The 5,426-nt window shown below is 67.3% G+C and carries 5 protein-coding genes; 3 read left to right on the plus strand and 2 right to left on the minus strand.

Features of this window, described 5'->3' with window-relative positions; all coding sequences use genetic code 11:
• The first annotated feature begins 76 nt into the window (after positions 1-76).
• Together DM816_RS39910 and DM816_RS39915 are read left to right on the plus strand one after the other, a co-directional pair.
• Positions 77-901: an undecaprenyl-diphosphate phosphatase gene (locus tag DM816_RS39910; RefSeq protein ID WP_117215658.1), complete on the plus strand. Its 825-nt coding sequence runs from the start codon at positions 77-79 to the stop codon at positions 899-901.
• The gene (locus tag DM816_RS39915) at positions 898-1,548 is read left to right on the plus strand and encodes an MSMEG_4193 family putative phosphomutase (RefSeq protein ID WP_117215659.1); all 651 of its coding nucleotides are present in this window, start codon (positions 898-900) and stop codon (positions 1,546-1,548) included. The genes DM816_RS39910 and DM816_RS39915 overlap by 4 nt, the downstream gene beginning before the upstream one ends.
• Before the next feature lie 55 nt (positions 1,549-1,603).
• Here the strand turns inward: DM816_RS39915 and DM816_RS39920 are convergent, their stop codons facing one another.
• Positions 1,604-3,100, minus strand: a complete 1,497-nt coding sequence (locus tag DM816_RS39920; protein ID WP_117215660.1) for an Nramp family divalent metal transporter — start codon at positions 3,098-3,100, stop codon at positions 1,604-1,606.
• Between the two features lie 255 nt (positions 3,101-3,355).
• On the opposite strand from DM816_RS39920, the gene DM816_RS39925 reads away from it, so the two are divergent.
• Positions 3,356-4,960: a pectate lyase family protein gene (locus tag DM816_RS39925; protein WP_117215661.1), complete on the plus strand. Its 1,605-nt coding sequence runs from the start codon at positions 3,356-3,358 to the stop codon at positions 4,958-4,960.
• Positions 4,961-5,000: 40 nt separating this feature from the next.
• Here the strand turns inward: DM816_RS39925 and DM816_RS45030 are convergent, their stop codons facing one another.
• The gene (locus DM816_RS45030; protein ID WP_117215662.1) at positions 5,001-5,297 is read right to left on the minus strand and encodes a cellulose binding domain-containing protein; all 297 of its coding nucleotides are present in this window, start codon (positions 5,295-5,297) and stop codon (positions 5,001-5,003) included.
• Between the last annotated feature and the right edge of the window lie 129 nt (positions 5,298-5,426).

Raw genomic sequence — 5,426 nt, forward strand, 5'->3', positions numbered from 1 at the left:
AATCGGGCCGCGACACCCTGCGTAAGGTGGCGGAGGCATACGAGATCTCGGTCAGCGCGGGTTAGCGGGAGGTTAAGTGGAAATCTGGCAGGCGGTCGTGCTCGCGATCGTGGAGGGGATCACCGAGTTCCTTCCCATCTCGTCCACCGGGCACCTGACCATCACCGAGAAACTGATGGGCCTGCCGATCGACGACCCGTCCATCACCGCGTTCACGGCCGTGATCCAGGTCGGGGCGATCCTCGCCGTGCTGGTCTACTTCGCCAAGGACATCGGGCGGCTCGCCTCGGCCTGGGGCAAGGGCCTGGTTTCGAGCCCGGCACGCCAGTCGCCCGACTACAAAATGGCGTGGTATGTCATCGCCGGCTCGATCCCGATCGGCATCGTCGGGTTTCTCGGCAAGGATCTGATCAAGGGCCCGCTGCGCAGCATGTGGTTCGTGGCCGGTTCGCTGATCGTGTGGAGCGCGGTGATGGCGTTCGCCGAATACGCCGCGACCCAGACCCGGTCCGAAAAGGAGCTGACGCTCAAGGACACGCTGATCGTCGGGCTCGCCCAGTGCCTCGCGCTCATCCCCGGGGTGTCACGCTCGGGCGCCACCATCACGACCGGCCTGCTGCGCGATCTGGACCGCGTGACCGCCACCCGGCTCGCGTTCTTTCTCGGTGTGCCGGCCCTGGTCGCCGCCGGCATCTACGAACTGCCCGACGCGCTGGAGAAAATCGACCTGAGCATCCTGCTCATCGGCAACGTGGTGAGCTTCCTCGTCGCCTACGCTTCAATAGCCTGGCTGCTCAAATTTGTCGCCCATCACACCATGATGAGCTTTGTATGGTACCGGGTGGGCCTGGGAGGACTGATCATCGTGTTGCTGGCCACGGGGACGATCTCGGCGACATGACGACCCTCATGCTCCTGCGGCACGGCCGCACGTCCGCCAACTCGGAGGGCATCCTCGCCGGGGACAGCCCGGTGGGCCTCGACGAGGTGGGCGAGGCGCAGGCGCGCGCTGCCGGGGCACGCCTTGCGGGAGTGCGGCTGGACGCGGTCGTGTCCAGCCCGCTGCAGCGGTGCCGGCAGACGCTGGCGATCGCCATGCCGGGCGCCACGTTCAATGTCGAAAATGGACTGACCGAGTGCGGCTACGGGGAGTGGGCCGGGCGCAAGCTGTCCGACCTGGCCAATGAGCCGCTGTGGAGCACGATTCAGCATCACCCGGCGGCCGTCACGTTTCCCGGTGGCGAGGCCATGTCCGCGATGTCGGCCCGTGCCGTGGCCGCGGTGCGGCGCTGGAACGATCACGTGGGCTCAGCCGGGATCTGGCTGGCGTGCACGCACGGCGACATCATCAAGGCGATCGTTGCCGACGCGCTGAGCATGCACCTGGACCAGTTCCAGCGCATCCACGTCGCCCCGGGTTCGATCACGGTGATCCGCTATACCCCCGAGCGCCCCTTCCTCCTGCGCCTGTCCGACGACAACGCCCCGCTGGCGTTGGGCGCCACCTCCACCTCTTCCGACGCCCCCGTCGGCGGCGGCGCCGTCTGACCCACCGCCCTTTTCCCGTCGAACATGGACTCAAGTTCATGATCGACGTGGACGGCTAGAAGGTGACCAGGGGGTCGGCGATGAAGTCGGCGATGAAGTTCACGAAGAAGAAGCCGAAGAAGATGACGTTGATGATGAGCAGTACGTAGTGCCACGGACGCGGCCGGGCCGCCTTGGGTAGCCTGCGGTTGAGGTAGATCAGCAGGAACGGGAAGATCAGCGCGCCAAGGTTGGACATGTTGGCCGACCACCGCACGAGGTTGGTCGGCAGGGCGAAGTGCAGCACGATCGAGATCACGACCAGCAGCGCGAACATGAACGGGTAGTAGAACCTGCGCGGGTCGCCCTCGATCAGCCGGCGCAGCCGTGGGCTGTTGGCGTGCGCGGCGTCGGTGGCGACGCGTACCATTCCCTCGAAAATGCCCAGCTGCGTGCTGAAGAGCACGAGCACACCGATCGCCAGCGTCAGATAGAACATGCCGCTGCCGTAGTGCTCGTTGAGCACGCTCGCGACAAACGTCGGCACGTTGGCCTCGGTCGGCTTCTGCCCGGACAGCTCGACCGCTCGCGCCATGAGGATCGTCGGGAGCAGCATGCCGAGCATCGCCCCGATGAAGAAGATCCCCCATTGATCGGCGAGCAGCAGCCGGTACCACCGCTTCCAGCGCGCCGCGTTGGCGGCGTCATCGGGGAACGTGACTCCATTGTCGCGCAACGGCTTCCCGGCACCGCGCAGCCCGGCGATGAAGCCCGTGCGGTAGCCCATGCCGTATCCCTTGTCGCGATAGTGGCCCATCACGTACCAGTTGAGGCCGGACGCGAGCGCGGTGAAGCCCACGAGCCCACCCAGCTGGGTGGCGGTGATGCCGGGCGGGGGTGCGGCCGGGGTGAAGAACCCGCGAATGCCCTCCCACCACAGGTCGAACGGCACGATGAACAGGTCGACGAGGACCAGTGCGATCAGGATCGACCCGACCATCAGCCAGTTCGCGAGTTCGAGCGCCCGGCTGATCCGCTTGGCGAACAGGGTCAGCAGGAACACCACGACCAGCAGGGCGATCGCCCACAGCCGGGGCTCCTCCGCGCCTGCGGGCGGGATGCGGCCGTGCACCAGGGCATAAACCCCTTGGCCCGCCGACGCGGCCCAGCCCCCGGCGATGAACGCGAAGATGACCACGAACACCGCGAGTGGCGCCCACAGCAGGTAGCCGGGCGGCACTCGCCCCCACCCGACCACCGGCGCCTCGCCGGTGGCCATGACGTAGCGCGAGATCTCCACGTTGTAGAACGTCTGCAGCACGGCCGAGATGAGGATGACCCAGCCGACCCCGATGAAGCCGTACCGCCCCACCGACTCGGGGCCGAGCAGCCATTCGCCGCTGCCGATGGAGATGCCCAGCGCGATCAGGCTGGGGCCAAGCGCGTACATGAACAGCTGGCGCGGGCCGAGCCGGGAGACCCGGAACACCTCCTCGGGCTCGGGTAGGTCCTCGACCGCCAGCGGGGGACGGCTGACGCCTAGCTGCTGGGTGCGTGCATCGGTGGTATCCATGAGCACCTCCTCGCGGGAAATCCCCCCGAGTCTCAATGATGATCCTCGATAATGGACAAATCAAGCACAAGCATGAGCACATCGTCTAATTTGGACAGGTCGCGCCGGGAGGAGGAGGGCAGCCCTGGTGAGTCGGCCGGTGTGGGGCACTGCAACAAACCTACAAACGGAGACTATTGTCAATGGGAAAGCGCTTTCCTACCCTGAGGTCTAAGCGGCGCCGAATCGCTCCAAGCCCGGAGAGGCGGACTTGATATGGGGAAGCGCAAGCTAGTGGCCGCGGGGGCCGCGGCGTTCGTCACCGTCGTGATAGGACTGGGCTCGACCGCGAGCGCGGCAACCCTTTTCAGCGATGACTTCCAGGACGGCAACGCCACGGGCTGGGCCACGTCCGGCGGCACGTGGTCGGTGGTGGCCGACGGCTCCGGCGTGCTGCGCCAAAGTGGCACCAGCTCCGACGCCCGGGCGCGGGCCGGCTCCGCGAGCTGGACCAACTACACGGTCACGGCGAAGATCAAGCCCACGGCCGTCAACGGCACCAACCGTTTCGCGGCCCTGCTCGCCCGCGCCCAATCCCACACCAGCTACTACTACCTCGCCCTGCGCAGCAACAACACGGTAGAGCTCAAGAAGCTGGTCTCCGGCGCCGCCACGACCCTGGCCACCCGGCCGGTCACCTTCAGCCTCAATTCTTGGTACACCCTGAGCCTCGAAGTTTCCGGGACGACCCTGCGCGGCTCGGTCAACGGTGGCACCCCGCTGACCGCCAACGACTCGCAGTTCGCCGCCGGCAGCGTGGGCGTCGCGACGTTCAACGCGTCGGCGAACTTCGACGACGTGGTGGTCACGGACGGTGGCACGACACCGCCGACGCCTTCGGCGAGTCCGTCCACCAGCCCGTCGCCCTCGCCCAGCGCGAGTCCGAGCCCGCCGCTGCCAGGAAGGCCGGACGGGTTCGCCGGCGTCGCGGGCTACGGCCTGAGCACGACCACCGGAGGCGCGGGCGGTCCTACCGTCACCGTGCGCACGACGGCCGAATTCCTGGACTACATCGCGCGGCCCGGGCCCTACATCGTGCAGGTCGCCGGCACGATCACGCTCCCGACCGGTACCAGCGACGGCATGCACAACGTCTCCTCGCACAAGACCATCGTCGGGCTCGGATCGGACGCCCGCCTCGTCGGCGGCGGCCTGAACATCGGCCTGCCGGTCGACGACAACGTCACGTCGCCGCCACCCAACGCGGTGCACAACGTGATCATCCGCAACCTGGCGATCACCGGCGCGACCGATGACCTGATCAACGTGCAGATGTTCTCCCACCACATCTGGATCGACCACAACGAGCTCTACAACGGCGACGACGGCGCGGTGGACATCAAGCGCGGCTCCGACCTGGTGACCGTGTCGTGGAACCACTTCCACGACCACGACAAGACCACGCTGGTCGGGCACGACGACGACAACGCGGCGCAGGACGCGGGCCGGCTGCGCGTGACCTATCACCACAACCACTTCAACATGTCCGACCAGCGAAACCCGCGTGTGCGCTTCGCTGAGCTGGTCCACGTCTACAACAACTACTACTACGAAACCAGCTACGGCGTCGCGTCGACCAACGAGGCGGGCCTGTTCGTCGAGGGCAACTACTTCTTCAGCGTCAACAACCCGGGGCGGGTCGAGTTCAGCGGGCCGCTCGGGCGGATGGTGGAGCGCAACAACATCCTCGTCGACTGCAACCACGCGATCGAGGTGCGCGGCACGGTCACCGACCCGGCGACCATCTATCCCTACCGGGTGGACCCACCGGAGTCGGTGCCGACACTCGTTCCGGCCGGCGCAGGCGTCGGGAAGATTTGATTGACAACCGGCCTGTCCGCCCGTCCCCGGGCAGGCCGGTTCAATGCGTGCAGGCCGAGCCGCCGGCCACCGTGCAGGAAACCACCTTCTCGGCGCCCTGCACGACCAGTCCAAAGGGGAACTCACCGCCGGGCGGGATCCGCGTAGGGTTGCCGCCGTCCCAGCGCGGCGGTCGGAAGAGCCATATGGTCGCCGACTCCTGGGTTACCTCGCTGTTCCACCACTGGTCCAGCCGCGCGCCGGTCGGGACCTCCACCCGTACCGTCCACAGTGCAGGGTCGGCGGTCTTGTTGCTGAGCACGAATTCCAGCTTGTACGCACCGGGCCAGCTCGACATCGTGTACTTGGCGGAGACCGACTCGGTCGCGGCGGCCGGCGGCGGGGATGACGCGCCGGTCGAGGCCGGTGCGCTGGTGCCGGGGCTGGCGCTGGGCGGCGGTGCCGTCGTGCCGGGCGATCGGCTCGC

The sequence above is a fragment of the Allorhizocola rhizosphaerae genome (assembly GCF_003426775.1).
Classification (GTDB): domain Bacteria; phylum Actinomycetota; class Actinomycetes; order Mycobacteriales; family Micromonosporaceae; genus Allorhizocola; species Allorhizocola rhizosphaerae.